Here is a 25,885-nt window from a genome sequence, read left to right on the forward strand (position 1 = left end):
AACCGACGCTGCCCCGTTCATAGTTTGCGGTAGTCTTTCCCCACTACCGCAGGCCAAATGAATCACGCGACACCGGTGGTCGAGAAGAAGAAGCAGTAGTGCCCGAGCGCCGCGAGTCATTCACCGCGCAGGACCCGGCGTTCGAATCGCGCGTCCGCGCGAGTTTCGATCGCCAGCAATTCATGGCGACGATCGGCGCACGACTTGCTCGTGTAGCGCCAGGTGAAGTGGACATCGCGCTCACCCGTCGCGCCGAGTTGGTACAGCAGCACGGTTTTCTTCACGCCGGCGTGCTCGCCTCCGCCGCGGATAGCGCGTGCGGCTATGCCGCGCTCAGTCTCATGCCCGCGGGCGCGGCGGTCTTGAGCATCGAGTTCAAGGTGAATCTGCTGGCGCCGGCCGCAGGAGATAAATTTTTGGCTCGTGGCCGTGTGATTCGCGCGGGACGCACCGTGACGGTGTGTTGGGGCGAAGTCGTGAGCCTCGACGGCGAGAACGAGAAGGTCGTCGCGACGATGGTCGGCACGATGATGACCGTGCGCGATCGGGGCCTCTCTGACTGACTCGCGTTCAGTGACGGATTCCGAGAGCCCCGCGCGACCCGACATCACGCCGGCGCCGTGGTGGCGCCAGCGCTGGTGGACCATCGCCGCGGGTTATGCGCTCTGCTTCGGCGTCGGCATTCTGTTCGCCGTGTGGGTGAGTTACAGCGGCGATTGGAACAAGGGCCTGGCGTGGGAGCGCAGCCTGCTGCTGTGGATCCATCGCCCAATGCCCGCATGGTTCGATTGGCTGATGATGATCTGCCCGTGGTTCGGCACGAACATCTCGCTGATCCCATTCATCGGCCTGATCGTGATCTGGCTGTGGCGATACGAGCGCATGCCGCACTACGCCATTCGCCTGGGCGTCGTGCAAGTCGGCAGCTATCTGCTCAATCCGTCGCTCAAGGCGATGTTCGATCGCGCGCGGCCTTCCTTGTTCGAGCGACGCGGCTGGTATGGCTGGAGCTCCTTTCCCAGCGGCCATGCGATCGCGAGCATCTCGGTGCTGCTGACGCTGGCGATCATCCTGCACCGTGTGAAGGGATGGGTGTGGCCGTACGTGTTGTTCATCAGCATCATGCTCGCGAGCATGTACTCGCGATTGTACCTGGGCGTGCACTGGCCGACTGACGTGATTGCCGGCGCCCTCGTTGGCGTGGTGTGGCTGCTCGTGACGATGTACGCGTTTCGCGGCGACCAGCGGCACAACGTGCCGCGACGGCGGCGTCCGCGGCCGGATCGCGAGAAATCAGACCGCCGCCACGCCGACGCTACGCGATAATCCCGCGCAGCTTCGGTAGATCGATGTTGCCGCCGCTCACGATCGCCGCAACACGCTCTCCGGCGCGCAGTGGAATCGCGCGCGTGAGAATCGCCGCCGTCGCGGCCGCACCCGCCGTCTCGGCGAGCAGCTTGGTGTTGAGCAACAGCTCGGGCACGGCGCGCACGATCGCGTCGTCGTCGATCACCACCACGTCGTCCGCGTAGCGCTTCACCATCTCGAAGGGAATTTCGCCGGCCATTGGCGCGGCGAGGCCGTCGGCGATCGTGTTGATGGTTTGGAGATGAACCGCGTGGCCCGCATCGAGGCTCTGGCGCATCGACGACGCTCCGCTCGGTTCGACGCCGTACACGCGGATGCGCGGATTCTGCTCCTTGATCGCGGGCAGCATTCCGGCGATCAAGCCGCCGCCGCCGATGGGAATCACGACGACGTCGAGGTCGTTCGCCTGCTCGAGCAGCTCGAGCCCAACGGTTCCGGCGCCGGCGGCAACGAGATCGTCGTCGAACGGATGCACGAACGTGTAGCCACGCTCGGCCTCGAGCTCGCGCGCCTTCTGAAATGATTGTATGCCGGAGGCGCCGAAGAGCACGACGTTCGCGCCGTAGCCGCGGCTTGCCTCGACCTTTGCGGGCGATGCCGCTTCGAACATCACCACGGTCGCCTCGATGCCTTCGTTGCGCGCCGCCCACGCGACCGCCTGCGCGTGATTGCCTGCCGATACGGTGATCACACCACGTTCGCGTTCGGCGGGGGAGAGCTGACTGATCTTGTTCAGCGCGCCGCGCGTTTTGAACGAGCCCGTCTTTTGAAGGTTCTCACACTTGAGCACGAGCTCGACGTTGACCCGCTGCCCAAGTCGCGTGGCGCTGACGGTCGGTGTGACGTGGATGCGTCCAGCAATGCGCTCGCGGGCGGCGCGGATTTCGGAGAGTGTTGGCATGGTGGCGGCGGTGTCATTCCGAGCGTAGCGAGGAATCTCCTGGAATGGTAGAGGGACTGGCCGCTCGGTCGGGATGACAGGGCTGCGCGATCTCCGTACCTTCCCGCGTGCTCAAACGCGCCGACGTCGTCATCTTCCTGGCTACCGCTGCGGCGGTGCTCCTCGCCGCGCTGCTGCATTTCAGCGGCGGCAATCCGATTCTCCAGTTCGCGGCGTCGGCCATCGCGCTCTCGTTGCTCGCGATGAACGTCTCGAACGGCACGGAGAACATTGGGGCGCACCTCTCACCCGGCGCGACCGGCATTCTCCAGGCCGCACTCGGCAACCTGCCCGAGCTGCTTGTCTGCGCGTTCAGCTTGCGCGCCGGGCTCATACACGTCGTTCAAGCGGCGCTGATCGGTTCGATTCTCGCGAACTCGCTCCTCGTGCTGGGCCTCGCCATTCTCATTGGCGGCGTCAAGCATGGACGCCTGTCATTCGATGCCGAGTCGCCGCGAATGATCGCGTCGATGATGATGCTGGCGGTGGGAGCGTTGGCCATTCCGACGCTTGCCGCCGAGCTGCACACGCCGGCGTCGACCCACGAGAGTGCGTTGAGTGCCGCGTGCGCGATCGTGCTGCTCATCGTCTTTGCGGCGAGCCTGCGGTTCACGTTGCGGGCCGATCCCGGAAAGTCGCTGCGGCATTCCGATCGCACGGTCGACGAGGAGCTGCATTGGCCGCTGTCGCCCTCGGCCATCGTGCTTGTCGTGGCGTCGATCGGCGCGGCGGTGGTGTCGGAGTGGTTCGTCGCCGCGCTCGAGCCGGCGATCGAGGCGCTGCACATCTCGCAGGCGTTCGCGGGCATCGTGGTCGTGGCGATCGCGGGCAATGCGGTCGAGAACGTGGTCGGCATTCGGCTCGCCGCGAAGAACCGGCCCGACTACGCGATGAGCGTGATTCTCAACAGCTCGCTGATGATCGCGCTCGTCGTGGCACCGGTGCTGGTGCTGGCGTCGTTCGTGCTGGGTGGACCGGTGTTGACGCTCGTGATGCCGCCGCTGCTCATCGCGGCGCTGCTGCTGACGACGCTCACGTCGGCGATCATCGTCAACGACGGCGAGACGATCTGGCTCGAGGGCGTGGCGTTGATTGGATTGTACGGCATCATCGCCGCCTCGTTCTGGTGGGGCTGACATGAATCTGCCCCGACCCGGCTGCATGGTGCGGAGTGCCTTGATCGTCTTCGCGCTGCTGTTCCTCCCCATGGCGATTCTGTTCGCGTACCGCGACCTCCGGCACTACTGGCTCGAGTCACTGGTGCTGATCTTCGTGTCGATCGCCTTCCTGCGCGCGGGCCTCGACCGGCGCGACGAGTCCTGGCTGGCGGCGATCGACGAGCTCAGCGACAGCGACCGGCGTAAATGAGGATATTGTAATGATTAAATTGATATTAGCACTTACCATCGTTGCTCCGATGGCGCTCGGCGCCCAATGGACGCCGCAGGCCAGCGGAACCAATGTGGAATTTCGCGGGCTGTCCGTGGTGAGCGCGTCGGTCGTCTGGGCGAGCGGCACGCGCGGGCGCGTGGCGCGGACGACCGACGGCGGCGTCACGTGGACGATCGACACCGTCGCCGGTGCCGATACGCTCGACCTCCGCGCCATCCACGGCGCCGACGCGCTACGCGCCTGGGCGTCGGCCGCCGGCCCGGCGGAACGCGGCCAGGCGAAGATCTTTCACACGAGCGATGCGCATCGGTGGACGCAGCAGTACGCGACCTCCGACAGCGGCGTATTCCTCGACGCGATGGCGTTCTGGGACGACCGCCACGGCATCGCGATGAGCGATCCCGTGAACGAGAAGCTCGTTCTGTTGAGCACGAGCGATGGCGGCGCGACGTGGACGAAATTGCCAATGGATGGCGCGCCCGCCGTGCTGCCGGGAGAAGCAGCCTTCGCGGCGAGCGGAACGTGCATCACCGTGCAGGGAACGACGACCGTGTGGATCGGCACCGGCGGCGGCGCGCGCGCACGCGTGTTTCGCTCGACGGATCGCGGCCGCACCTGGAGCGTGGCCGACACGCCGATTCATGCCGGCAATGCATCGTCCGGCATTTTCTCGGTCGCCTTCGCCGACGCAATGCACGGCGTCGTCGTGGGCGGTGATTATACGAAGGCAAAGACGCCGCTCGACAACGTCGCGCTCACGAGCGACGGCGGGCGGACGTGGCGGCTCGCGAAGGGATCGTTGCCGCAGGGATACATGTCGGCGGTGGCGTACATGCCGGGGACCAAGGGACGGTCGCTCGTCGCGGTGGGATTGGCCGGCACCGCGCAATCCACGGACGCCGGCCAGAGTTGGGTGATGGTCGATACCGTCGCGTACAACAGTGTCGCGTTCGCGTCGCGCGACGCGGGCTGGGCGGTGGGGCCGCGCGGACGAATCGCGCGATGGACGCCAACATCTCGCAGCGTCAAGCCGTAATTTCCTAGATTCACCTCTCGAAACATCCGGCTTCACAGCGAGGGTTCATCGTGGTCCGTCAGTCTTTCCTGGTGGTCGGCAGCATTCTCGTTCTCATTTCGTGCGCGCATGGACCAGCAACGTCGTCACCCGCCCCAGGCACAGGCGCGACGACCGTCGCGGAGACCAGCGGACCGCCGGCCGGCGTGCCGGCCGCGATCCTTCGGCGCTTCCTTCCCCGCGACAGCCTGGCCAAACTGCGCGCCGTGTACGTCGCGCGCGTCATGCAGGAGATCGCGGGCAAGGAAAACCAGCCCGCGGAGCAGGTCTTCAAGAACATCCAGGTCCTCAAGGGCATGCCCGCGGGGCAGCTCGTGAAGATGATGGACACGATGTACGCGCGGTCGATGACCTGGAATTGCACGAATTGTCATCGTCTCGCGCCGCAGGGCAACTTCGCGAGCGATACGTCGCCCGACAAGAAGCGCGCGCGCTTCATGCAGCAGATGACGAACGAGATCAATCTCGCGCAGCTGCCGAAGCTCTACCCCAAGGACACGCCGAAGGTCACGTGCATGACGTGCCATCGCGGCTACAACGAGCCGCCCAATGAGAATTATCTAATTCCCGAACGTGGGAAGCCGGGAGGGCTGCCGTACCCGAACTTGAATGGCCGCGGCGGTCCGCCACCCGCGGGTACGAAGCCGCCGGGGCGATAGCGCTCGCTACAGGGCGTACAACGCCACCGCCACTACCACCGCGATGCCGAGCGACTGAAGCATGATGCGGCGTGCTTGCCGCTTCACGATCGGCCGCTCGCTCGCGGTGAGCTCCGGACTTTCATTGCCTTCCACTTCACGCCGCCCGAGCGTGGCGAGAAAGACTCAGGTTTTCTCGCGCGCCTGAAGAAATCCGATCGCCGCGAGCGCGATCGGAACGGCAAGCAACAAGCGCGGCCAGCGCGGCGCACGCTCGGCGAGCATGATGGCCAACGCGCCGGCGGCGATCGCCGCCCAGCCGTAGCCCGACAGCCGTCGGCGCCGTGCGCCGCGCTCGCCGATGTTCTCGACGCATTCCGTCATTTACTCGACCCGCACGCCGCCGCCGCGCGGCGTCCTTCCGCGGCACTCGGCATGAGATTGTGCGCGGCGCGCGCATTCGGCCGAGCATGCGTGCAATCGCCGCGCGCGAGATACGCCTGCGCCGTCTTCAACCGAATGCGATAGCTCCCCGGATCGAACAGCGAGGCGCGGTCCATGGCGGCGACTCGCGAGCTCGTGCTGAACGTCGCGATCGCGGCGAGCTGAAATGCGCTGCGGCCAATCGCGATCACCGCGAGCGCGAAGACGAGCACGGGCGCGAACTCGCGCACGCCGGTGTCGACCGATACGCCGCCGCCCGGCGGCGGCGCGAGCGCTCCGGCAAGCGTCCACACGAAGAACGTCGGCACCGCGATGAGCAGCACGGCATCGAACGCACCAACGACCGCGGTGGCGGCCAACGTACCGACCAGCGCGATCGCCGTGAGCACGCGCTCCTGATCGCGACCGCCGCCTCGACGCAAGTCGCGCAACGCGCGGATCAGCAGCGCGAGATACGCCAACACCAGCATGGCGGTGGCGATCACGCCGCGCTCCGACAGATACGCCGCCCAATCACTACTCGGCCACGGGTTGGACGTGACGCCGTCTTCCGACGACATCGACGGATCGTTGCGCGACGCGAACTTGGGATACACCACCGGCCAGTTCCCCGGCCCGACGCCGAGCAGCGGATGCGCCAGCGTCATGTGCAGCGAGTTCGTGTACTGGACGATGCGCCCGTGTCCGCTGCCTTCTTTATAGTTTACTAATCCCGTCGCGGACTCGAGATAGGGGTTCTCGCTTTTCCAGTTCAGGCTGTTTGGCAACAGGATCGCCGCCGCGACGCCCGTGGCGGCCGCGATGCCGAGCACGGTTAGCCGGCGAAGTGTCCGCGCCTCGCACCACCGACTCCACGTCATGAGCGCGAGTCCGCCGACCGGAATCGCGAGCACGATGACGGCGAGCCACGCCGCGCGGCTGCGCGACATCACGAGCGCCGCGGAGACGACGGCCATTCCCACGGCGCCGAACAGGCTGCCCAATCCGCGCGGCGCCGTCAGCGCGACGAGAATGACCACCGGCGTGCCGATCGCGCAGAGATGCGCCACGAAATTGCGATTGCCGAACGTGCCGCCGGGCGCGCGATTGATGCTGAAGTATTCGGTCGAAACGCCGTACGCCTGCGCGAGCGACGTCGCGGCGCCGAGCACCACGCCGATCGCGAGCGCCACGAGCAGCGGACGTACGAGCCCCGCGCGGCGCAGCGCCTGGGCCGACCAGAAGAGCGCGGCACCGGACAATGAGATCGCGACGGCACGCTCCGCCGCCCAGAGATTGATCGCGAAGCCCGCCGAAACGACGCTGCTGACGAGAAAACCGGCGAGCAGGAGATCGACGGCGCTGAACGTGAGCCGCTTTCGGTTGGCAACGAGCATGATGGCCGCGATGCCTGCCGCCGCGTGCAGGACCAGCTCCTTCGGCACGAAATAGCGATCGAGATCGAAGAGCTTGTATGGCAGGGCCGCCAGCACCACGGCGACGGCGCCGAGTTGAAGGACGTGAAGGGCGATGCGGTCGCGGGCGCCGGCTGCCATATGCAGGAAAGTAATCGGACGCGGACGATTGGCGTTTGACACAGCGCGCGACGGCTGAGACTTTCGTGGCATGTCACGAAACCGGAATCGTCGCCGGTGGTGTGTGATCGCGCTCGCGCTGTTCGCGGCTTCCCATCTGCGAGCGCAGACGATCCAGGGCTTCGTCCGCGACAGCGCGTCGAGCACACCAGTCGCCGGAGCGGTCATCTCGGCGCTCGACTCCGCCGGCCGGCCGTTGGCGCGCGTCGTCTCGGACGGCAACGGACACTATCATCTGCCGACGCAGCGGGTTGTCACACTATACGCACAGCGCATCGGATTCCGTCCGCGCTCCATGCCGTTGCCCGCGGGCAGCAGCGATCGCGACGTCTCGTTCGACATTGCGATGGTCGTGCTTCCGCGACTGCTCGATCCCATCGTCGTCACCGAAAACCGGCGTTGTCGCGGGCCCGGTCAAGCCGAAGCGCTCGCGCTGTGGGAGCAGGTGCGTTCGGCGCTTCTCGCGAGCGAGGTCGCGCGCGGCGATTCGGTCAACACGCTCAACGTGCGATTCGAGCGGACGATCGATCCGCAAACTCACGCGATCACACAGCAGACATTCACGCGAAACTCGGGTCCGCGAATCAGTCCGTTCGTCGCCGCCTATCCGGCGTCGGAGTTCGCGGTGCGCGGCTATATGGCCGAAGATGCGACCGGGCGAACGTTCAGCGCGCCCGATGCCGATGTGCTGCTCGATCCCGCGTTCGCGACGAGCCATTGCTTCGGTGTGCGATCGGACGCGGCGCATTCCGGGCAGATCGGCCTGACGTTTCGCCCGGCGAAGAACGATGACGAAATCGTCGACGTCACTGGCGCGTTGTGGGTGGACACGGCGCGGCCCGGGCTTCGCTCGCTCGACTTCAGCTACACGAGCCTCGAGCCGGCGGCAGGCGACGCTCCGTCGGGCGGCGTGGTCTCGTTCAAGGAGATGCGGCCGGGCGTCGTCTTCATCGATCGCTGGAGTATTCGAATCGCTGTCCTGACCGTCGACGACGTGCGCATGCCGGAAATCCCGCGCGTGCGCAGCCGGCGTTTCATGATGCGCCTGTTGAGCGTGCACGAATCGGGCGGCGAAGTCGTGTCGGCAGCGTGGGCCGACGGTATTCGTTGGCACAACACGCTGGGCCAAATCGCGGGACGGTTGACCGAGCGCGGTTCAGCGCGGCCAAGCATCGGGCAGCGCATTCAACTTCTCTCATCGCCGGATACCGTCGTCACCGACTCGCTGGGACGGTTTCAGTTCACCGATCTCGTGCCCGGGCCATACGTCGTCGCGGCAGCGGACACGCGATACGCCTCGTACGGCTTGGGCGCGCGCGACGAGAAAGACGTCATCGTCGAGCGTGGCGCGACCACCGCGGTCGCGTTGAGCATGCCGCCGCTGGCCGATCGCATTCGGGATTACTGTCGCGGCGCGGGCATCGTCGTCGACGACACCGCCCATGCCGGCACCATCCTGGGACGAATTCTGTTGCCCGACGGATCGCCGGCCAACAACGCCATCGTCGATGCGCGACGCCTGGGGCCCGGAGAGGGCATGGGCGACGTCATTCCCAGCTTCGGCCCAATGTCCAATAAGGCCGATCGCCTGAGAACCGGAACGTTCATCATCTGCGGTGTCGAGCGAGGGCGAACGATGCTGTTTCGCATCGCACATCCGCACGCCGATACGACCGATGCGCGCGTCCAGTTGGCCGACGACGAACGGGTGCGCGAGATCATCATCCGCATGAACCCGCTGTCGCCGGCGCCTCCTACACGGGAATCCTTGCTTGGCAGGTTCACGGTGACCGACCCATATTTTCTCCATGCCAAGCATGCCCAATCGCCGTGAGTTCCTCGCCGCCGCAGCCGCGCTCGTCGTTTCGCGGCGCGTCCTTGCCGACGTCGCTCCGAACGGAGCGGCACTTCCCGTGGTTACGGTGTACAAGGATGCAGGATGCGGCTGCTGCAAGGAATGGGTGAAGCATCTTTCCGCGAACGGCTTCGTCGTGAACGCGAAAGACGTGTTGAACGTGGACGAGATCAAGCGGACGATGTCGGTGCCTCCTGCGCTCGAGTCGTGTCACACCGCTGTCGTCGGACGCTACGTGATCGAAGGACATGTTCCGGCGAGTGACATCAAGAAACTGCTCGCCGAGAACCCCGCGGTGCAGGGATTGGCCGCTCCGGGCATGCCCGTTGGATCACCGGGTATGGAGCAGGGCGGTCGCAAGGACAAGTACGACGTGATCGCGTTCACGCGCGACGGAAAGTCGCGGCTGTTCGCGCATCACTAGCGCCGCGGCCCACGCTTTTTCTTCAATCCCAACGCACTATGACCAACCGAATTAACTCGCTGCTCGGCATGTGTCTCGTGGCCGGGCTCGCGCTTCCGTTGGGAGCGCAGGCCGGCGGCAGACAACAGCCGGCGCGCCCCGCCGGATCGTTCGACCCCACCGGCTTGCCCGATACGTCGCTCTTCGCGCCGCTCAATTTGCCTCCCGGCAACATCTATCGCAGCGGCTCCGGCGCGCCTGGTCCGCACTACTGGGAGCAGCGCGCTGACTACGATCTGCACGGCACGCTCGACACCGCCGCGAAAGCCCTGAAAGGCGAGATGACGCTGCGCTACACCAACCACTCACCCGACACGCTGCGCTACGTGTGGTTCCAGGTCGAGCAGAACGCGTTCAAGAACGGCTCGCTCAACTCGCTCGTGTTTCCCGCCGACTCGCGTTTCGGCGCGCGCAACTTCGAGGGCGGCGACATGATCGACCGCTTCAACGAAGTGCGCGGCACCGCGAAGACCGCGCTCAAGATGCGCGTCGAAGGCACGGTGATGCGCGTCGATCTCGCGGCGCCGCTCGCGCCCGGACAGACGGCGACGTTCGACGCCGCATGGCACTTCAACATTCCGGAGCACGGCGCGGATCGCATGGGCCGCGACGGCGCGCTGTTCGAGCTCGCGCAGTGGTATCCGCGCGTGTGCGTGTACGACGATCTTCGCGGCTGGAACACCGAGCCATACCTCGGCCAAGGCGAGTTCTATCTCGAGTACGGTGACTACAACATGTCGGTCACGGTGCCCGCGGGATACATCGTCGGCGGCACGGGCACGCTCATGAATCCGACCGAAGTGTTGACGTCCGCCGAGATCTCGCGTCTCGCGCAAGCGGCGAAGTCGGACAAGCCGGTGCACATCGTCACGCAGGAAGAGCTGAGCAACGGCTCGGCGCGCAAATCCAGGAATGGCATGCTGACCTGGCGCTTCTCGGCGAAGAACGTGCGCGACGCCGTATGGGGTGCGTCGCCCGACTACATGTGGGATGCGTCGAGCTGGAACGGCAAGCTCGCGCAGTCCTACTATCGGCCGAGCGCAATCTCGACGTGGTACGATGCGGCCGATCAGGCGCGCATGTCGATCATGGAATACTCGGAGCGCTGGTTCCAGTATCCGTATCCGCAGATCACGGTGCTCGAGGGACCGATCAGCGGCATGGAATATCCCATGGTCGCGATGGAAGACAAGAATCCCGACAAGTATTCGCTCTACAACGTGATCACGCACGAGATCGGGCACATGTGGTACCCGATGATCGTCGGCTCGAACGAGCGCATGCACATGTGGCAGGATGAGGGCTTCAACACGTTCATCAACTATTTCTCCGAAGCGCGGCGCTATCCGGAGAAAGGCACGTACGACCAGCGGGTCGCCGAGAATCGGCGTGAGGTCGAGCAGGCCATGCAGCTCGGCGTCGACGCGCCCCTCGAGGTGCAGCCCGATCGCATCAACCCGCAACTGCTCGGCGAAAATGCATACGTGAAGACCGCGGTCGGCCTTGGCCAGCTTCGCGACGAGATCCTCGGACCCGAGGCATTCGATGACGCATTCCGCGAGTACACGCGGCGCTGGGCATTCAAGCACCCGAGTCCGTCGGATTTCTTCCACACCATGGAAGACGCGAGCGGCAAGCGGCTCGACTGGTTCTTCCGCGAATGGTTCCTGGAGAACTATCACTTCGACGTCGGCATCGACACGCTGGTGCAGCGCGGCGATTCGGTCGGCGTACGCTACGAGAACTACGCGCGCGGCGTGCTGCCGCTTCACGTGCGGTTCACGTTCGCCGACGGCTCAACGCAGAACTTCGACTATCCGGCGGAAGTGTGGAGCACGAATACCAGCTTCTATGATCGCTTCTATGTGTTCGGGGGCAAGAAGGTCGCGAAGGTGGAGATCGATCCCGATGGCAAGTCGGTGGATATCGACCGAGCCAATAATGTCTGGCCGAGGAGCGCGGCGCCTCCGGCGAAGCCTTAAAGGCGGACAAGCAGATCCTCGTCTCGCTGCGCTCGCGAGGATAACGGAGAGGCTTGACTCGCGAGAATGACGGAGAGGCTTGACTCGCGAGGATGACAAGCAGGCAAACGACCACGGATAAGTCCGTGGTCGTTTTGCGTTTACGGCGACCGGCTAAAGAAAATGCGAACCCCTGCCGTTACTCAATCAATGTTCGTGGGGCCAGCAACGACGCTAGCCACTTCACAGGACAATCGACTATGGCTTGGACGAAGTACCTCGCGCTCCCGAAGGAGATCACCCCCTTCGAGCAGCAGTACCTCAAGCGGCTGAACAAAGTCGCGCTGGTCTTTTTCTATCTGCACGTGCCCGCCTTCATGGTGGTCGCGGCAGTCGCCGGAACCGGGCCGTACCTCGCGCTCGGGATGACCCTCGCCGTCATCGCCGGCCCCACCATCGCCTATCGCGCTTTCTCGAATCCGCGCGCCCTCTCCGTGGTGTATGGCGTCACCGCGATGCTGATGGGCGGCCTGCTCGTCCACTTCGGACAGGGGCCGGTGCAGATCGAGATGCACTTCTATTTCTTCGCGCTGCTCGCGATGCTCTGCATGTTCGCGAATCCCACCGTGAACATCGCCGCCGCGATCACCGTTGCTCTTCACCACCTGGTCGTGTGGATGCTGGTTCCCGGCAGCGTCTTCAACTACGACGCACGCTGGTGGGTCGTGCTCGTGCACGCCGGGTTCGTCGTGCTCGAGACAGTCGCCACCTGCTTCATCTCGCGCGAGTTCTTCGACAACGTCATCGGGCTCGAGAAGATCGTCGACGCCCGGACGAAGACGCTGAACGAAAAGCAGCGCGACATGCGCCTGCTCCTCGACACGATCGAGGAAGGTCTCATCACCATCGATCTCTACGGCCGCATGTCGAGCGAATGCTCGCAGGCCGCGCACGAATGGTTCGGCGCCCCCGCCGCCGGCGAGAAGCTCTCGACGTGGATCGGCACGCGCGACGCGACGTTCGGCGAATGGCTCGAGCTGTCCCTCGAGAGCGTTCGCGACGGCATGCTGCCCGTCGAGGTATCGCTCAGCCAATTGCCCAAGCAATTCGTCGACGGTGACCGGACGTTCGCCGTGCACTACAAGCTCGTCTCCAACGCCGACGCCGCCGAGGCCGAACAGATTCTCGTCGTCGTCACGGACATCACCGATCGTCTCCGCACCGAGTTTGCCGAGCGCCATCAGTCGGAGCTCCTTCGTCTGTTCCAGCACATCATGCGCGACAAGGCGGGCTTCGTCGAGTTCCTGACGGAGGCCGATGAAATCGTACACGCCCTCGCCGAGCGCCGGTACGGCGACCTCGATCACATGAAGCGGTTGATCCACACGCTCAAGGGCAACGCGGCGATGTTCGGCATGCTGCGCCTCAACGAGATCTGCCACAATCTCGAGAGCTGGATCGCCGACGAGGCCACCGAGCCCGCGGCGAGCGACATGGCCGGTCTGCACGAGACGTGGCGGCGCACGCGCGATGAAGTGCAGGAGATGATCGGCGAACACGCCTCGGGCTCGATCGAGATCGACGACGCCGAGTACCAGGCGATTCTCCAGGCGGTCCTCGACGGTGTCGACGCGCGCCTGATCGCCCGCATGCTCGAGTCCTGGCGCCTGGAGCCGGCCGGCAAGCGCCTCTCGCGCATCGAGCAGCAGATCAAGGGACTCGCCGAGCGCATGGGCAAGAGCAACGTGTCCGTGACGATCGACGCGAACGACCTGCGCTTCAACGCGGCGCGCTTCGCTCCCTTCTGGTCCGCGTTCATTCACGTGCTCCGCAACACGGTGGATCACGGCATCGAGGATTTCGACGCGCGCCAGGCGAGCGGCAAGCCGACACAGTCGACGATCGGCGTGTCGACGCGCGTGGCCGGCGATCGGTTCATCGTCACGGTCGAGGACGACGGTCCCGGAGTCGATTGGGACGCGCTACGCGCCACGGCCCAGCAGCTCGGATTGGCGAGCGACCCGCGGGCGCAATCGACGGACGTCATCTTCCTGCCCGGTGTCAGCTCGAAGACCGGCGTCACCGAGCTCTCGGGACGCGGCGTCGGCATGGCGGCGGTGCGCAGCGCATGCGAGTCGCTCGGCGGCTCGGTCGAGGTGGAGTCGCGAAAGGGCGAGGGAACGCGCATCAGCTTCGTCTTCCCCAACGACGATACTGTCTACGAAGGTCACTCGGCGATTCTGCGCCGTGCCAGCGCCTGATCTCACCGTTCACTCATCCAGGAAGCACGAGGTAGCAAGCAATGACGAAGACGATTCTCGTCGTGGACGACTCAGGCACGGTGCGCCAGCAAGTCTCGCTGGCGCTCAAGCAGGCCGGGTTCACGACCGTTCAGGCCACCGACGGACGCGAAGGGCTGGCGGCGATCGACACCGATCGCAGCATCGCCATGGTGGTGTGCGACGTGAACATGCCGAACATGAACGGCCTCGAGATGGTCGAGCAGGTCAAGCGCAAGCCGGAGAACAAGGCGCTGCCGATTCTGATGCTGACCACCGAAGCGCAGCCGTCGCTCGTCAAGCGCGCCAAGGACGCCGGCGCGGTCGGCTGGATGGTCAAGCCGTTCGACGCGAATCAGCTCGTCCAGACCGCAAAACATCTCACGAGATCCTGATGTCGTGTGATGGTGACGGCGTGCACGCGCGCGCGATGCAGGAGATCGTGCGCACGAAAGATCACGTCCGGGACTGTATCGAGGACCTGCGCTCCCTCACGGAGCGCGAGGTGCTCGCGTGCGGTGACGTGCTCTCGTCGCTGGTCGACAAGGCGCGCGAGCTCATCGCGGACTCGGACCGCCGCGTCGCCGTGTCGACGTCTCGCTCCGAGGAAACGGTGTCACGGTTCGTCGGTGGCATGCAGGAGGATGTTCACGCGCAGGAATCCGCCGTCAAGCAGGTGCTGCAGCTCGCCGACGGAATTCAGAAGGCGGTGCAAGCCATCGAGAAGTTGACGGAGTCGTCGGAGATTCTCGCGATCAATTGCGCGATCGAAGCCGCGCGTGTCGGCGAGCATGGCCGCCAGTTCGCCGTGATCGCCACACACATGCGCGAGCTGAGCGACAACATCCGCGACGCGGCCGACACCGTCACGTCGTCGATCAAGGGTGTGCGTTCCGGCCTGCCGCCGGTAATGCAGCGCGCGACCTCGATGACCGCGCGGACCCATTCGTTCTCCGCCGAGTTGAGCGAGCAAGTCCGCACGGCGCTCGCGCAATCGGAATCCGGAACGGACGGCGGCCGGCTGGATGAAGTGCTGACGCTGTCGAACGCCGCGCTCTCGCACCTGCAGTTCCAGGATCCGGTGTCGCAGACGCTGACCGCGATCGCGCGCAACGTCGAACGGATGGAGCAGCGCGTCGGCTACGTGCTCGAGGGCGGCGTCGTGGGCGCCGCGCCCGAGCCGGAAACGAGCCACATGCCCGCTGAGGCACGCGGGCTCGTCCTGTTCTAACGGAGCCACGCATGCACGGAAATCCCACCGTCACCGCGCTCGTGCGCCGTCTGTATCTCGAATCGGTCACCGAGCTGTTTGCTGCCTATGGTTTTTCCGCTCAGGCGGATGACGACGGCGCGGTTCGGAGCGGCATTCATCGCGCGAGCTACATATCCGTGCTGAGCCTCACCGCGCCTGGTCTTCGCCTGGCGTGCACGATCGATCTCGACGCCGAGCTGTTGGCGCGTCTCCATCCGGCGCGCTCGCACGCGGATCAGGCGCCGCCGCTGGCGAGCGATCTCGAAGACTGGTCGCGCGAGCTCAATAATCAGCTTGGCGGACGGCTCAAGAACAAGCTGCTGGCACGCGGGTTCGACCTCATGCTCGGACTTCCGTCGCTGCTCGCGGGCGTCGACATCAGCGCGATCCCGCAAGCTGACATGGACGTGATGCGGGCGGCGTACGTCGCGCGCGGGCGGCGCATCATCGTGACGCTGGCGAGCCAGCTCGCTCCGGACATCACGCTCGCCGACATGCTGCCTTCGGACGCGGACGACATCCTGCGCGAGGGCGAGATCGCCCTGTTCTAGTTCTCTAATTCCTCTCGGTCACCCCATGACGCTCTCTCGCGGCACCATCATCGCTGTTGCTCTCTCCGTCGTCGCCGTTGCCTCGGCGTTCACCGCGTTCACCGCGCGCGCCTTGCCGCGCCTCGGCGCTCACGGAACGAGTGGGACGAGCGGGACCAGCCGTCTCGCCGCGCTCCAACAAACGGTGTTGCCGTCGACGCCCCGCGTGGCGCTTCGGCTGCCGTCGTTGACGACCGGCGACGGTACGACCTTCAGTCCGGCGCAGCTGCGCGGGCACTGGAGCCTGGTGTTCTTCGGCTACACCGCCTGCCCCGACGTCTGTCCAATGACGTTGATGGTGCTCAGCGACGTCGCGAAACAGCCGGCGAGCGGCGTCGCCGATGGACGGACGCAGCTGCTGTTCGTCTCGGTGCAGCCGGAAGGCGACACGCCGCCGCGCGTGAAGAGTTATCTCGCACACTTCGATCGCGCCCTCGTCGGACTGACGGGCGCCCGCGACTCGGTTGCGCAGTTCGCGCGTGCGGTCGGCGCGGCCTCGGACAGCTCCAAGTCAGGAATCGACCATTCGACGTCGCTGTTCGTGATCGATCCCGACGGCAAGCTGGCCGGCGTGCTGCTTCGCCCGTCGAACGCGGCGCGCGTCATCGAGGGACTCAACACGCTCCGCGCATCGTCTGACGGGGCATCGCATGACCGGTAGCAAGAAGAAAGGGCGCTTTCCCGTCGCCAAGCTGTTTCTCGTCGTCTGGATCGTCGGCGTGAGCCTCGCGCTCGGATCGCTTGGCGTGTCGCACCTGGCCGCCATGCCGCGGCCGGATGACGAGGCGCGCATCGCTCGAGCGGCGCTCGCGCTTCGCGAGGACGCATCCTCGGATTTCATCGTGCACGTCATCTACGCGAGATGTTCGTGTACCGCGCGCCTGTTCAAGCATCTGGTCGAGCGCAAACCGTTCCCGGGCGTGCACGAGATGATTCTCTTCGTGGGTGAGGACAGCACCAAGCGCGCGGCGGCGGAACATGCCGGCTATGAGTTTCGCACCATCACGCGCGAGGAGCTCGGGTCCAAGTTCGGCCTCGAGGTCGCGCCCGTCATGCTCGTGTTCGACGTGAAGGGCGAGCTGCGGTACATCGGCGGGTACTTCGACCGTCCGGCCGCGGTCACGTCGCTCGACGAACAGATTCGCGGACAGGTCCTCGCCGGCGCCAACCCCGATCCCCTGCCGGTGTTCGGCTGCGCCGTCGACGCACGGCTCCAGCGCAAGGTCGATCCACTCGGCATCGTCTACCGCGGACAACACTGAACGCGAATTAGCGTTTTTTAGCTAGAATAGTCTTACGGCACGTACCGGCCCCGCAGTGACACGGATATTTCCGTTTCGCCGCTGGGCTGTGGCGTTCCTCGAGGATGTAGGCGTAGTCGTACGCCAGCTCTGCGCCGGGCTCGACGTCGCGGATCGTCTCGATCCAGATGCGCCCGTCGTCGACGACGGCGTCACAGTTCGGATCGCACGAGTGATTGATGAATCGCGCGTCGTTCCCGTCGACCGCGGCGTCGATGACGACATCGTCGTCGATCGCGAACAGGAACGTGTGATGCCGCGCATCGTCGTCGGGATATCGCGCATCCGCCTCGGCGGGCGTGAGGCGCTGTCCCGCGTACTCGATCAGGCGCGTGCCGGCCGGGATGTGGCGTGTGGCGAACGCGCCAAGACCCTGGATGGGAGAGGGGCGGATTTCGAAGAGTTCAGTCATCGGGTGAAGCGAGCCGTTGTCATCCTGAGCGAGCGGAGCGAGTCGTTGTCATCCTGAGCGAGCGGAGCGAGTCGAAGGACCCCCGTCCCGACGGAGGAGCCATACGCAGCGCTCCGCTGAGAAGGGGGTCCCTCGACTCCCCTTCCCCTTCGCTACGCTCAGGGTCAGGGTCGCTCGGGATGACACTATTTCTTTGATCCCGCCTGCCCATGATTGACCAACGCCACCAGCACCACCCCACCGATGATATTGCCGAGCAGCGCCGGAATCTCGAACGAGCCGAGCATCGTCCAGAATCCCGCCTCGCCGACCCAGGCGCGATAGAACGCCTCGATCGCGCCGGCAATCGAGTGCTTGAACCCGAGTCCCGCGATCGGCGCCGTCGTCAACCAGATGAGAGCGATCTGCGCGAACGTCTCGCGCGTCGACGCAAGCATCCACGCCATCAACGCAACGAGCCAACCCGCCCAGATGGCTTTGTAGAACACCACGACGAATCCGCCGCTCGTCGCGTGCACCGCGGTGTCGATGAGATTCTTGCTCATCGCCGGTTCGAACAGCTGCGTGCGCGCGACGACGAAGGAGAAGATCGCCGCGCCAATCAAATTCGCCGGCAGCACGATGCTCCACAGCCGAATCACTTTGCGCAGCGTCTCGAGGTTGCGCTTCTCGAGCAGTGGAATCACCGGCTCGAGCGTGTTCTCCGTGAAGAGCTGATGCCGAGCCAGCACCACGTAGATGAAGCCGAGCGGATAGACGAGCGCCGCCGCGATGTCGTGATGCTCGGGCGCCATGTGCGCCGACAAGAGCACGACGGCCAGAAAGCTGAAGCCGATGCTCAGACCAGCCGCGAATCCGGAGTACGCGAGCTCGAGGAACGGCCGGTCCAGCTCCTCTCCGGCATCCTCGAGAATATTCTCATGAATTTCCGACGCGGAGAACCGCGTTCCCTTTTCGGGACCAGAGCCGGATTCGGCGGCCTCGCCTTGCGCCTGTTCTTCCTGAGCCATGGGGGGCCGCCACGAAAAAAGCGTACCGCGACACGCGAACCGCCGTGCCGCGTCAGCCGTGGCCGCGTGACTCCACTTGCGTCACGCCACCGGAGATGATGAACGCCATCACGGCCGTCGCATCGGCATCGATTCGTTCGACACGATCCGCCGGCACGACGAGAATGTGGCCGGCGAATCCGTACGACTGCGGCATGTACACGGTGACGTGATCGGCCGCGCCGAGCGCCGCCAACGAATCCGACGTGAGAAACGCGATCACTTTCACCGTGCGATCGGCCGACAGCGAAACGAGCACCGGCTTGTCGAAGCGCTTCTTCTCGCCGACGAACGCATTCAGCATGTCCTTCGCCGACGAGTAGAGCAGCCGCACGAACGGCAGCCGCTCGAGCACGCGGTCGATCGCGCCAATCAGGCTGCGCGTCACGAAACTCGATGCGAGAAAGCCGACGAGCGTGATCAGCACCAGCGTGAGCACGAATCCCACGCCGCGAATCGGCAGGCCCAGCCAACTGTCGATCGTCTCGAAGATGACGACGCACACGTAGATCGTCAGGGCGAGCGGAACGACGACGACGAGGCCGCGAAGGAAATAGTTGAGCAGGCGCGTCATGTCGCACAAACATAAAACACAACCGCCGCACCCGGGGAACCGGATGCGGCGGTTGCGTCCTACCTACGGCAGTACTGGTACCCTGGGAAGCCGGAGTGCTTCCCTACCGAAATGAATCCATCTCGTTCGTGGACGTTCCCGATCGTTGCCCTCGGCGGCTTCCGGCGGGCTGGAGCGTCAAGTACATGACGAACCCCGCGGCGTGACGCGTCTGATACGTCGGCTCCAACGTCGCGGGCATGAGATTGAGCGCCCCGCGCGCGCCGATTCCCACGCTCAAGCCGCGCGCCGTCAGCACGTCGTGCGTCACGCCGACACTGAGCGCGCGCACGGTGAAGAGCTGCGCGAGATCGCCCCCCAGGAACCCGAAATCATCCGCCATCTTCTGCACCTGCTCGGCTCTGCCATACAGCGAGGTTCGTTCGCTCCACCGCCAGGTCGCCTCGAACAGCACACTCGACGAAGGATGCGACAGCCGCTGGGGCGCCGTTGCATCGTGCACGTGCAGCCGGTCGCTGTGGTGGTGCACGTTCATGCCCCAGATCGCCGCGGCCGACAGCGACTGTCCGTTCGCCAGCGGAATTTCGCCGAGGATCGATGCACCGTACCGCTGCATGCCGAGGCCCGGCGTGAGCGGATCGTGGTCGGCGAGATAGCCGGCCCACGCCGACACCGCGACCTGGTCCGCCGGCAGCACGGTGAGCCGGCCGGCGTATGAGTCGAGCCGGGCGTTCTGAAGATCGGTGCCAAGGCGTCCGTCATTCGGCTCGCGCGCGTTGAACACCGAGCCTTCGACCTGCACGGCACGCGTGAATGCTCCGGCCGTGACGACGCCCACGCTCGCGTGCGCCGCGTCCTGCCAATGCTGGCCGATGGGCGCGAACGGATCGCCGTCGGCCGAGGGCCGGTGGATGTACGCCACCGGTCCGAGCGCCGGTTCACCAACCGCGGCGGCATAGACCGTTGTTGCCAGTTTACTAGTTATAGTATGATCATAGGCGCCGGAGAGCTCCATCAGCGGCTGGTCCGCATGCTCGACGTCGGCCCGGCGACGGCCGCGAAACGTCTCGCCGGTCTGGAGCAGCTCGTGATAGCCGCTGTCCGGCAACGTGAACGACTCGAGACTCGTCATCGCGTTGAAGCGCAGCAGCCCGCCCGCCGCGGAGCGCGACGCGCTCGCCATCTCCCAGTCGAGCATCGCCCACTGCGCGCCGCCGTGCAGCGTCTGCTGCTGGTTGTTCAGGCCGAACGCTTCGCCGTGGAGCATCACGGTCCACTCGCCCGCGTCGACGTGAACCATGCGCCGCGGCGACGCGGCAGGCAGCCACGCCGTGCCCGAGCCGGCGTGCGTGATCGGAACCTCGAGCAGCGTCGGCCGTGCGGCGCTGTCGGCCATGCGCATCATGTCGTGCTGCGGTTGCTGTCCGACGGCAACCACGGGCCGGCATAACGCGCCGATCACGAGAGCGAGCGCAAGCGTGCGCGGTGTCATCGGTTCACCAGGCGCATCGAGGCCGAAGGTTGGAGGAGGTCTGGCCCTGCCTTTGCCCCGCAAGTATCCGGGCGGTTCAATCGCGGTTCCAACCGCAACCTTGCGAGGAGCACAGAAGCAGATGGCGAAGAATCAAAAGACCGGCGGCAGCGACGATCGATCGCAGGTCGAGGGCCGGCACGGCGACAAGACGCACTCGGAATTCATCGAGAGCCTGCACGGCAAGCACGGCGGCAGCGAAGAGTCCGAAGGCTCGCCGCAGGACGAGAACAACACGAACAACACCGATCGGCCCATCGCCGGTCATCATCGCTTGTCCGAGGATCGCCAGCAGCATGACGAAGCCGAAAAAAACAGCGAAAGCAACCGGCTCCGCGGCTGATTTCATTCCGCCGCGCGCGACGCTCTCGAAGCTTCGCGCCGCGTCGAAAGGATGCCGCGGGTGCCACCTGTTCAAGCTCGGCACCCAAACCGTGTTCGGCGAAGGACCGAGCACGGCAACGGTCGTGGTCGTCGGGGAGCAGCCCGGCGATCAAGAGGACAAGGCTGGACGTCCCTTCGTCGGACCGTCGGGCAAGCTGCTGGATCGCGCGTTCGACGCCGCCGGCATCGCGCGCGAGGACGTCTATGTGACCAACGCGGTCAAGCACTTCAAGTGGGCGAAGGATGCGCGATCCGCGCGTCGCATTCACCAGACGCCCAGCGCCGGCGAAGTGAAGGCGTGTCATCCGTGGCTCGCGCACGAGATCGCCCTCATTCGCCCGCAAGTGATCGTCGTGCTCGGCGCCACGGCGGCGAAGTCGCTGCTCGGCCGCACGTTCAGCGTCATGAAGCAGCGCGGCGTCCTGGTGAAATCCGATTGGGCGCCGGCCGTCTTCGCGACGGTTCATCCCTCCGCGGTTCTCCGCGCGCCCAGGGATCAGCGGGTCATCGCCGAACGGATGTTCATCGCCGACATGCGGAAGGTCGGCCGCTACCTGGCCAAGCACGCGGACGAGCGGACCGAAGTAAATTCTCGTCATGCCAGACTTCCGATCCTCGATACGCCATCTCAAGCGCGTGGATCCCGTCCTCGCGCGCGTCATTGAGGCGGTCGGTCCCTGTCGTTTGCAGATGCGCAGCGAAGGCACGCACTTCGAGGCCCTCGTTCGCTCGATCGTCTATCAACAGCTCTCGGGCAAGGCCGCCGGCACCATCCTGCGGCGATTCAACGCGCTCTATCCCAACGACACGCCAACCCCCGAGCTCGTGATGCGGACGAGCGACGAGACGATGCGCTCCGTCGGCCTGTCGCGGCAGAAGATCGGATACTTGAGAGATCTCTCATCAAAGGTGATCTCCGACGAGCTGCCGCTGCACGAAGTGCACTCGATGAGCGACGACGACCTCATCGCCCACCTCGTGCAGGTGAAAGGCATTGGACGATGGACCGCGCAGATGTTCCTCATGTTTCGGCTCGGCCGGCCCGACGTATTGCCCGAGCTCGATTTGGGCATTCAGAACGCGATCAAACGCGCGTATCGGAAACGCAAACGGCCGACCCCGAAGGACGTCAAGAAGATCGGCGCCAAGTGGAGCCCGCATGCGAGCGTCGCGTCGTGGTATCTCTGGCGTTCGCTCGAGAACGGCGACGGACAGCTCGGCGCCGAGTAATCGCGGGATGGAACGTCGCACGCTCGGCCGCACCGGCCTCGACGTCCCCGTGGTCGGCATGGGAACGTGGCGCACGTTCGACGTCACCGGTCCTGAGGAGCATGAGCGCCGCGACGTAACGGACGCGGCGCTCGCGTCGGGCGCCAATCTGTTCGACACGTCACCCATGTACGGCGAAGCCGAACGCGTGCTCGCCGACACGGTTCGCGACCGGCGCGACCAGGTGATCATCGCCGACAAGGTGTGGACTTCGAGCCCTCGAGAAGGCCGCCAACAGATCGAGCGCGCGCTCGCGTGGTATGGCGGCCGTATCGATATTTATCAAATTCATAATCTCGTCGCCGCGAAGACGCACCTTCCCGTGCTCGACCGGCTTCGCGACGAGGGAAAGGTCCGCGTCGTCGGCGCGACGCACTACCAACACTCGGCGTTCGGCGACCTCCTCGCGCTCATGCGCAGCGGACGTATTGAGCAAATTCAAATCCCCTACAACGCCGCCGACCGCACGGTCGAGCGCGAAATTCTTCCCGCCGCGGCCGACCTCGGGCTCGGCGTGCTCGTCATGCGTCCGCTCGGCGAGGGGTCGCTCGTCCAGCGGTCGCCGCCGTCATCGGCCCTCGAGCGACTGAAACCGTTCGGCGTTCGCACCTGGGCGCAGGCGCTGCTCAAATGGATTCTGTCCGACCCGCGCGTGCATGCTGTCATCCCCGCGACAGCTAGCGCCGTACACATTCGGGAAAATGCCGAGTCCGGCAATCCACCATGGTTCGATGAAGAAACGCGCCGATATGTCGGCGGGCTGGTCTGAGTGCGCGATTCCTGCAATGCACGCACCTGCCTCAACCGCAAGGAATTTCGAAATGCCGTTCGTTCACGCTCATGAGCTCACGCGTCTGCGCCGCGCACTAGTCGTGGCGGCATCGGCGCTTCTGGCCGCGGCACCACAGCTCGGCGCACAGCAAAAGGCCAATGATCCGCGCGACACGACGCACGCGCAAACCCAGGCGCCGTTCTTCACGAGAAAGGACGCGTTCCTCGGCGCGGGATTCGCGGTCGGCACGGTGCTCATGTTTCCGCTCGACGAGCACATCGCGCAGCACATTCATCAGAGCCCGAACTCCTCGAACTTTCTCAACAATCTTTCGACGGGTGTCGAGGAGATCGCCAGCCCCGGAGCATACTATATAGGCGGCGGCCTATATCTCGTCGGCTGGGCGGGTCACTGGGGCCGTATACAAGATCTTGGATGGCACGGCACCGAATCGGTGCTCATGGCTGACGGGATTACGTACGTCCTCAAGATTTCCATGGGCCGCGCGCGCCCGTTCGTCTCGAACGGCACCAACGCGCACGACTTCCGATTCGCGCAGGGCGGCGCTTCGGATCGCCAGTCGTTTCCCTCGGGCCACTCGACGTCGGCGTTCGCCGCCGCGGCCGCGGTGACCAATGAAATGTCGCGCTGGTGGCCGCGGTCGGTGTGGATCGTCGGACCGTTGATGTACGGCGGCGCAAGCGCGGTCGCGCTCTCGCGTATGTACCACAACAAGCACTGGGCGAGCGACGTGGTGCTCGGCGCCGCGATCGGCACGTTCACGGGCCGCAAGGTCGTGCAATACTCACACGGTCACCCGCACAACCTCATCGATCGCGTCATGCTGCGGACCGCCGTCGTACCCGACGGACACGGGGGCCTCGCGCTCTCATATACGGCGCCGCTACCATAGCCGCAATCGCAGTGCCGACTGCCCACCCGCCCATGACGTCGGTGGTCCAGTGCTCGTCGGCGATGATGCGATAGGCGCCCATCACGAGCGGCACGCCCGTCGCGATCGCGATCGCCTGGCGTTTCGTGATCACTCGTTCGCGATAGAGTACGCGCGCCATCGTGAGCGCGAGCGCCGTTGCGCCGGTCGTGTGCCCGCTCGGCCAACTGTCGAAGCGGCGGCGCCGTCCGCGTTCGTGCGGCCGCTCGCGCTCGACGACGAGCTTCACCGCGCGATGGACGATCCATCCGAGCCACGCTGACGTCACGATTTCGGCGCCGCCGTTCAAGCGTTGGCGTTTGAGCTGGTGCGACGTCGCATAGGCGATCGTGATGTATCCGCCGGGGAGGCCGAGGGGAAAGAGGGGCCATAGCGGCGCGCGCAGGGCGCGGATTCCGGGCCGCAGCGCGACGCGGCGGATTGCAACGTCGAGCGGCGTTGGATGTTCGATGATGATGGTCATGGCTACCGCACCTGTACAGCAGATTTCTCGCCTTCGGTTCGGAATGACGGCTCGTCACCTCTGTCATCCCGGGCGCAGCGAGGGATCTAACGTCCCGATAGAGGGCTTTTCACTCTAGCCGGACGCCCGGAATGACGTGCATTAGACTTAGTATCGTGCCTCAAACAACCATCCCCACCGAAATCACCGACCCGGTCAACGCGCGCATTCTCGCCGTGTCCGAGGATCGCATCGCCGGATTCCTGCTCGACCCGTTCGCCGAGATCGCGCGGCTGTCGGAGCTCGACGTCGAGACTGTGCACGAGCGCTTGCGCGCCATGCTCGCCGCCGGAACCATTCGCCGCATTCGCCAGACGCTGATGGCGACGAATCTCGCGCCGGGCGCGCTCGTCGCGTGGAAGCTCCCGAACGACAAGCTCGAGGCGGCGTTCGAGTTCTTGTGGAAGGACGATCCGTTCTCCGGCCATATCGTCATTCGTTCCACGGATTCCGACACGCCCGGGTCGGCGTATCGATTGTGGACGACACTCAAGGTCCCGCAGGGATTTTCGATCGACGCGCACTGCGAGCTGCTGCGCCGGAAAATCGGCGCGGAGTCGTACAAGGCGATGCCCGCGAAGCGTCTCTTCGCGCTCGGCGTCGGTCACGTGCGGCGGCGCGGCATGGAGCCCGGCAGCAAGACCGACGAGTTGGGAGCGGTCATGAACACCAACATCGTCGAGTTGAGCGAGCTGGATTGGCGCGTGCTCGAGCCGCTCAAGCGCGAATTCGCGGTCGACGAGATCGGGCCGAATCCATGGGCCGGACGCGCCGCCGAGGCGGGACTTTCACTCGACGAATTCGCGCGGGTCGCGCAATCGCTCAATGAGCGCGGCGTGATCGGCCGCTTCTCGACGTTTCTCGAGCACGTCAAACCGTCGACGTCGGGCACGCGCGTCACGCGATACAACGCGCTGTTTCACTGGCGTGTTCCGGAAGGACGCGAGATCGAAGCGGGGCGCGAGATCGGGCGTCACCACATTCTCACGCACGCGTACTGGCGCGAGGGCGGCCCGGAGTTCGCGAACGTGAACATCATGGCTGTCGCGCACGGCACCGACAAGGCGCTCGTGCTGGCACACAAGGCGGCGATCGACGAGCATCTCGCGGCGATCGGTATGCCTGTGTCCTACACCAACGTGTTCTGGGGCGGACGGAGTGAGATCAAGCCGTCGGAGATTTCGCCGCGCCTGTATAAGGAGTGGTATGAGAGGATGAGTCGGCCGGCGTAGCGCGCCTGTCATCCCGAGCGGCGGCGCGCAGCGCCGCTGTCATCCCGAGCGGACGCCTCCGCTCGGGATGACACGA

The 25,885-nt window shown here is 65.3% G+C and carries 30 protein-coding genes; 21 read left to right on the top strand and 9 right to left on the bottom strand.

Features of this window, described 5'->3' with window-relative positions:
- The first annotated feature begins 98 nt into the window (after positions 1–98).
- Both VN706_10745 and VN706_10750 read left to right on the top strand, forming a co-directional pair.
- Positions 99–563, top strand: coding sequence for a PaaI family thioesterase (locus VN706_10745; GenBank protein ID HXT16097.1), 465 nt, complete (start codon positions 99–101; stop codon positions 561–563).
- A gap of 10 nt (positions 564–573) precedes the next feature.
- The gene (locus VN706_10750) at positions 574–1,326 is read left to right on the top strand and encodes a phosphatase PAP2 family protein (protein HXT16098.1); all 753 of its coding nucleotides are present in this window, start codon (positions 574–576) and stop codon (positions 1,324–1,326) included.
- Here VN706_10750 and VN706_10755 read toward each other — a convergent pair.
- Positions 1,316–2,269 carry a threonine/serine dehydratase gene (locus tag VN706_10755; GenBank protein ID HXT16099.1) on the bottom strand — a complete coding sequence of 318 codons (954 nt, stop codon included), beginning with the start codon at positions 2,267–2,269 and terminating at the stop codon, positions 1,316–1,318. The two genes, VN706_10750 and VN706_10755, sit on opposite strands and share 11 nt — an antisense overlap.
- A gap of 107 nt (positions 2,270–2,376) precedes the next feature.
- On the opposite strand from VN706_10755, the gene cax reads away from it, so the two are divergent.
- The 4 genes from cax to VN706_10775 are packed head-to-tail and all read left to right on the top strand — an operon-like array spanning position 2,377 to position 5,434.
- Entirely contained in the window at positions 2,377–3,444 is a 1,068-nt protein-coding gene (cax, locus tag VN706_10760; protein HXT16100.1) for a calcium/proton exchanger, read from the top strand.
- A gap of 1 nt (position 3,445) precedes the next feature.
- Positions 3,446–3,676, top strand: coding sequence for a hypothetical protein (locus VN706_10765; GenBank protein ID HXT16101.1), 231 nt, complete (start codon positions 3,446–3,448; stop codon positions 3,674–3,676).
- Between the two features lie 10 nt (positions 3,677–3,686).
- The gene (locus tag VN706_10770; GenBank protein ID HXT16102.1) at positions 3,687–4,736 is read left to right on the top strand and encodes a hypothetical protein; all 1,050 of its coding nucleotides are present in this window, start codon (positions 3,687–3,689) and stop codon (positions 4,734–4,736) included.
- Between the two features lie 50 nt (positions 4,737–4,786).
- Entirely contained in the window at positions 4,787–5,434 is a 648-nt protein-coding gene (locus tag VN706_10775) for a c-type cytochrome (protein ID HXT16103.1), read from the top strand.
- Positions 5,435–5,440: 6 nt separating this feature from the next.
- Here VN706_10775 and VN706_10780 read toward each other — a convergent pair whose 3' ends face one another.
- Genes VN706_10780 through VN706_10790 form a run of 3 tightly spaced genes read right to left on the bottom strand, consistent with a single transcriptional unit; the run spans position 5,441 to position 7,392 of the window.
- Positions 5,441–5,569, bottom strand: coding sequence for a hypothetical protein (locus VN706_10780; protein ID HXT16104.1), 129 nt, complete (start codon positions 5,567–5,569; stop codon positions 5,441–5,443).
- Between the two features lie 30 nt (positions 5,570–5,599).
- Positions 5,600–5,797, bottom strand: coding sequence for a hypothetical protein (locus VN706_10785; protein ID HXT16105.1), 198 nt, complete (start codon positions 5,795–5,797; stop codon positions 5,600–5,602).
- Positions 5,794–7,392 (bottom strand): O-antigen ligase family protein, encoded by a 1,599-nt coding sequence (locus VN706_10790; protein ID HXT16106.1) that lies wholly within the window; start codon positions 7,390–7,392, stop codon positions 5,794–5,796. The genes VN706_10785 and VN706_10790 overlap by 4 nt, the downstream gene beginning before the upstream one ends.
- Before the next feature lie 70 nt (positions 7,393–7,462).
- On the opposite strand from VN706_10790, the gene VN706_10795 reads away from it, so the two are divergent.
- The 9 genes from VN706_10795 (at position 7,463) to VN706_10835 (ending at position 17,093) form a co-directional block, all read left to right on the top strand.
- Complete coding sequence (locus tag VN706_10795) at positions 7,463–9,265, top strand: carboxypeptidase-like regulatory domain-containing protein (protein ID HXT16107.1); 1,803 nt, start codon at positions 7,463–7,465, stop codon at positions 9,263–9,265.
- Positions 9,240–9,710 (top strand): DUF411 domain-containing protein, encoded by a 471-nt coding sequence (locus VN706_10800; protein ID HXT16108.1) that lies wholly within the window; start codon positions 9,240–9,242, stop codon positions 9,708–9,710. Before VN706_10795 ends, VN706_10800 begins: the two co-directional genes overlap by 26 nt.
- Positions 9,711–9,748: 38 nt before the next feature.
- Positions 9,749–11,731: a M1 family metallopeptidase gene (locus VN706_10805; protein HXT16109.1), complete on the top strand. Its 1,983-nt coding sequence runs from the start codon at positions 9,749–9,751 to the stop codon at positions 11,729–11,731.
- A 239-nt stretch (positions 11,732–11,970) separates the two neighbouring features.
- Entirely contained in the window at positions 11,971–13,971 is a 2,001-nt protein-coding gene (locus VN706_10810; GenBank protein HXT16110.1) for an ATP-binding protein, read from the top strand.
- Between the two features lie 41 nt (positions 13,972–14,012).
- Complete coding sequence (locus tag VN706_10815) at positions 14,013–14,384, top strand: response regulator (protein HXT16111.1); 372 nt, start codon at positions 14,013–14,015, stop codon at positions 14,382–14,384.
- Entirely contained in the window at positions 14,384–15,220 is an 837-nt protein-coding gene (locus VN706_10820; protein HXT16112.1) for a methyl-accepting chemotaxis protein, read from the top strand. The genes VN706_10815 and VN706_10820 overlap by 1 nt, the downstream gene beginning before the upstream one ends.
- 11 nt (positions 15,221–15,231) lie before the next feature.
- Positions 15,232–15,792, top strand: coding sequence for a hypothetical protein (locus VN706_10825; GenBank protein ID HXT16113.1), 561 nt, complete (start codon positions 15,232–15,234; stop codon positions 15,790–15,792).
- 25 nt (positions 15,793–15,817) lie between these two features.
- On the top strand, positions 15,818–16,492 hold the full coding sequence (locus tag VN706_10830) for an SCO family protein (GenBank protein HXT16114.1): 675 nt from the start codon (positions 15,818–15,820) through the stop codon (positions 16,490–16,492).
- Positions 16,482–17,093 carry a hypothetical protein gene (locus tag VN706_10835; GenBank protein ID HXT16115.1) on the top strand — a complete coding sequence of 204 codons (612 nt, stop codon included), beginning with the start codon at positions 16,482–16,484 and terminating at the stop codon, positions 17,091–17,093. Before VN706_10830 ends, VN706_10835 begins: the two co-directional genes overlap by 11 nt.
- A 7-nt stretch (positions 17,094–17,100) precedes the next feature.
- Here VN706_10835 and VN706_10840 read toward each other — a convergent pair whose 3' ends face one another.
- From VN706_10840 to VN706_10855, 4 genes are all read right to left on the bottom strand, one after another.
- The gene (locus tag VN706_10840) at positions 17,101–17,544 is read right to left on the bottom strand and encodes an SET domain-containing protein-lysine N-methyltransferase (GenBank protein ID HXT16116.1); all 444 of its coding nucleotides are present in this window, start codon (positions 17,542–17,544) and stop codon (positions 17,101–17,103) included.
- Between the two features lie 185 nt (positions 17,545–17,729).
- Positions 17,730–18,554, bottom strand: coding sequence for a formate/nitrite transporter family protein (locus tag VN706_10845; protein HXT16117.1), 825 nt, complete (start codon positions 18,552–18,554; stop codon positions 17,730–17,732).
- A 52-nt stretch (positions 18,555–18,606) separates the two neighbouring features.
- Positions 18,607–19,167 (bottom strand): DUF502 domain-containing protein, encoded by a 561-nt coding sequence (locus VN706_10850; GenBank protein HXT16118.1) that lies wholly within the window; start codon positions 19,165–19,167, stop codon positions 18,607–18,609.
- A gap of 103 nt (positions 19,168–19,270) precedes the next feature.
- Entirely contained in the window at positions 19,271–20,659 is a 1,389-nt protein-coding gene (locus tag VN706_10855; GenBank protein ID HXT16119.1) for a hypothetical protein, read from the bottom strand.
- Between the two features lie 121 nt (positions 20,660–20,780).
- On the opposite strand from VN706_10855, the gene VN706_10860 reads away from it, so the two are divergent.
- The 5 genes from VN706_10860 to VN706_10880 are packed head-to-tail and all read left to right on the top strand — an operon-like array spanning position 20,781 to position 24,036.
- Positions 20,781–21,041, top strand: coding sequence for a hypothetical protein (locus VN706_10860; protein ID HXT16120.1), 261 nt, complete (start codon positions 20,781–20,783; stop codon positions 21,039–21,041).
- Positions 20,995–21,747: a UdgX family uracil-DNA binding protein gene (locus tag VN706_10865; protein HXT16121.1), complete on the top strand. Its 753-nt coding sequence runs from the start codon at positions 20,995–20,997 to the stop codon at positions 21,745–21,747. Before VN706_10860 ends, VN706_10865 begins: the two co-directional genes overlap by 47 nt.
- Positions 21,719–22,312, top strand: coding sequence for a DNA-3-methyladenine glycosylase (locus VN706_10870; protein ID HXT16122.1), 594 nt, complete (start codon positions 21,719–21,721; stop codon positions 22,310–22,312). Before VN706_10865 ends, VN706_10870 begins: the two co-directional genes overlap by 29 nt.
- Before the next feature lie 7 nt (positions 22,313–22,319).
- Positions 22,320–23,120 carry an aldo/keto reductase gene (locus VN706_10875; protein ID HXT16123.1) on the top strand — a complete coding sequence of 267 codons (801 nt, stop codon included), beginning with the start codon at positions 22,320–22,322 and terminating at the stop codon, positions 23,118–23,120.
- A gap of 52 nt (positions 23,121–23,172) precedes the next feature.
- On the top strand, positions 23,173–24,036 hold the full coding sequence (locus VN706_10880; protein ID HXT16124.1) for a phosphatase PAP2 family protein: 864 nt from the start codon (positions 23,173–23,175) through the stop codon (positions 24,034–24,036).
- Here VN706_10880 and VN706_10885 read toward each other — a convergent pair.
- Positions 23,963–24,538 carry a phosphatase PAP2 family protein gene (locus VN706_10885; protein HXT16125.1) on the bottom strand — a complete coding sequence of 192 codons (576 nt, stop codon included), beginning with the start codon at positions 24,536–24,538 and terminating at the stop codon, positions 23,963–23,965. The genes VN706_10880 and VN706_10885 overlap by 74 nt on opposite strands.
- Positions 24,539–24,693: 155 nt before the next feature.
- On the opposite strand from VN706_10885, the gene VN706_10890 reads away from it, so the two are divergent.
- The gene (locus VN706_10890; GenBank protein HXT16126.1) at positions 24,694–25,809 is read left to right on the top strand and encodes a hypothetical protein; all 1,116 of its coding nucleotides are present in this window, start codon (positions 24,694–24,696) and stop codon (positions 25,807–25,809) included.
- Positions 25,810–25,885 lie beyond the last annotated feature (76 nt).

This window comes from Gemmatimonadaceae bacterium (assembly GCA_035606695.1).
In the GTDB taxonomy this organism is placed as follows: domain Bacteria; phylum Gemmatimonadota; class Gemmatimonadetes; order Gemmatimonadales; family Gemmatimonadaceae; genus JAQBQB01.

Bases quoted from the DNA above. Each gene is read 5' to 3' on its own strand.
- VN706_10755 (HXT16099.1), bottom strand. From the start codon at position 2,269: ATGCCAACACTCTCCGAAATCCGCGCCGCCCGCGAGCGCATTGCTGGA.
- VN706_10765 (HXT16101.1), top strand. From the start codon at position 3,446: ATGAATCTGCCCCGACCCGGCTGCATGGTGCGGAGTGCCTTGATCGTC.
- VN706_10770 (HXT16102.1), top strand. From the start codon at position 3,687: ATGATTAAATTGATATTAGCACTTACCATCGTTGCTCCGATGGCGCTC.
- VN706_10785 (HXT16105.1), bottom strand. From the start codon at position 5,797: ATGACGGAATGCGTCGAGAACATCGGCGAGCGCGGCGCACGGCGCCGA.
- VN706_10790 (HXT16106.1), bottom strand. From the start codon at position 7,392: ATGGCAGCCGGCGCCCGCGACCGCATCGCCCTTCACGTCCTTCAACTC.
- VN706_10795 (HXT16107.1), top strand. From the start codon at position 7,463: ATGTCACGAAACCGGAATCGTCGCCGGTGGTGTGTGATCGCGCTCGCG.
- VN706_10800 (HXT16108.1), top strand. From the start codon at position 9,240: ATGCCAAGCATGCCCAATCGCCGTGAGTTCCTCGCCGCCGCAGCCGCG.
- VN706_10805 (HXT16109.1), top strand. From the start codon at position 9,749: ATGACCAACCGAATTAACTCGCTGCTCGGCATGTGTCTCGTGGCCGGG.
- VN706_10810 (HXT16110.1), top strand. From the start codon at position 11,971: ATGGCTTGGACGAAGTACCTCGCGCTCCCGAAGGAGATCACCCCCTTC.
- VN706_10815 (HXT16111.1), top strand. From the start codon at position 14,013: ATGACGAAGACGATTCTCGTCGTGGACGACTCAGGCACGGTGCGCCAG.
- VN706_10820 (HXT16112.1), top strand. From the start codon at position 14,384: ATGTCGTGTGATGGTGACGGCGTGCACGCGCGCGCGATGCAGGAGATC.
- VN706_10825 (HXT16113.1), top strand. From the start codon at position 15,232: ATGCACGGAAATCCCACCGTCACCGCGCTCGTGCGCCGTCTGTATCTC.
- VN706_10830 (HXT16114.1), top strand. From the start codon at position 15,818: ATGACGCTCTCTCGCGGCACCATCATCGCTGTTGCTCTCTCCGTCGTC.
- VN706_10835 (HXT16115.1), top strand. From the start codon at position 16,482: ATGACCGGTAGCAAGAAGAAAGGGCGCTTTCCCGTCGCCAAGCTGTTT.
- VN706_10840 (HXT16116.1), bottom strand. From the start codon at position 17,544: ATGACTGAACTCTTCGAAATCCGCCCCTCTCCCATCCAGGGTCTTGGC.
- VN706_10845 (HXT16117.1), bottom strand. From the start codon at position 18,554: ATGGCTCAGGAAGAACAGGCGCAAGGCGAGGCCGCCGAATCCGGCTCT.
- VN706_10850 (HXT16118.1), bottom strand. From the start codon at position 19,167: ATGACGCGCCTGCTCAACTATTTCCTTCGCGGCCTCGTCGTCGTCGTT.
- VN706_10855 (HXT16119.1), bottom strand. From the start codon at position 20,659: ATGACACCGCGCACGCTTGCGCTCGCTCTCGTGATCGGCGCGTTATGC.
- VN706_10860 (HXT16120.1), top strand. From the start codon at position 20,781: ATGGCGAAGAATCAAAAGACCGGCGGCAGCGACGATCGATCGCAGGTC.
- VN706_10865 (HXT16121.1), top strand. From the start codon at position 20,995: ATGACGAAGCCGAAAAAAACAGCGAAAGCAACCGGCTCCGCGGCTGAT.
- VN706_10875 (HXT16123.1), top strand. From the start codon at position 22,320: ATGGAACGTCGCACGCTCGGCCGCACCGGCCTCGACGTCCCCGTGGTC.
- VN706_10880 (HXT16124.1), top strand. From the start codon at position 23,173: ATGCCGTTCGTTCACGCTCATGAGCTCACGCGTCTGCGCCGCGCACTA.
- VN706_10885 (HXT16125.1), bottom strand. From the start codon at position 24,538: ATGACCATCATCATCGAACATCCAACGCCGCTCGACGTTGCAATCCGC.